This is a genomic window from Paenibacillus gallinarum (genome assembly GCF_014836635.1).
GTDB classification, from domain to species: Bacteria; Bacillota; Bacilli; order Paenibacillales; family Paenibacillaceae; genus Paenibacillus; species Paenibacillus gallinarum.
This window is the reverse complement of sequence record NZ_JACSQL010000056.1, coordinates 1-772: the sequence shown is the minus strand read 5'-3', so window position 1 is coordinate 772 and position 772 is coordinate 1. Positions and strand designations below refer to the sequence as shown.

At 35.6% G+C, this 772-nt stretch carries 2 protein-coding genes; both read left to right on the top strand.

Going from position 1 to position 772, the window contains the following annotated elements; translation table 11 throughout:
• Positions 1 to 126: 126 nt before the first annotated feature.
• Complete coding sequence (locus H9647_RS25600) at positions 127 to 264, top strand: Imm26 family immunity protein (protein ID WP_191805320.1); 138 nt, start codon at positions 127 to 129, stop codon at positions 262 to 264.
• Between the two features lie 188 nt (positions 265 to 452).
• Positions 453 to 584 (top strand): hypothetical protein, encoded by a 132-nt coding sequence (locus tag H9647_RS26105; protein ID WP_263621340.1) that lies wholly within the window; start codon positions 453 to 455, stop codon positions 582 to 584.
• The last annotated feature ends 188 nt before the right edge of the window (positions 585 to 772 follow it).

Below are 772 nucleotides of genomic sequence, written 5' to 3'. Positions count from 1 at the left end.
GAATGGCTTAAGCAAGACATACGGTATCATAATAGTTTTTTATTTTTGAGGGCCTTGGTTCAACTAACGAAAAAACGTTAGTGGAGTAAATTTGGGATTAAATAAACAATTATGGAGGATTAAATCATGAAAATAAATATCGGTGATATTTTTATTATTCCGCTAAAAGAAAATCGCTACGGCTATGGACAAGTAGTTGAGTTTGGAGCATTGCTTTTGATTTCATCACCCATGAAAAAGTATCAGATATTCAGAAAATATTAAGTAATGACATTGTTTTTCTTATAAGAACGAACACTGTATATATAGAAAAAGGATACTGGAGTGTTCTAGGAAATGCTGAGTTACCTGCCAACTTAAATATACCTAAGTATTATATTCGAGATGGATTAGATGATTTTGAGGTAGTTACTGCCAGCGAGGAGTTTGTTCGTATCGCGACAGAAGAGGATATGAATACGTACTCAAAAAACTCTACATTCACGCCAGGTTGGCTTGAAGATGCCCTGAATGACATGGTAGACGAACAAGATTGGGAAGAAGAATATGAGGATATTATATATAAACCTATTGACCATCAATAAAACGAGAAACGATACTTGAACACCGCAGGGAGCAGCTTGCCAGTTGGCAGTTGCTCTTTTTAGTTATGCAAACCGGCAGGATAGCTCCAATATATGGTATTGTAATGGATATTGTCCAATGAGGAGGATATCCATGGAGAAGTTATATGAAAGCTTAAATCAATTTAGTGAAAAGGACCTGCGAATGT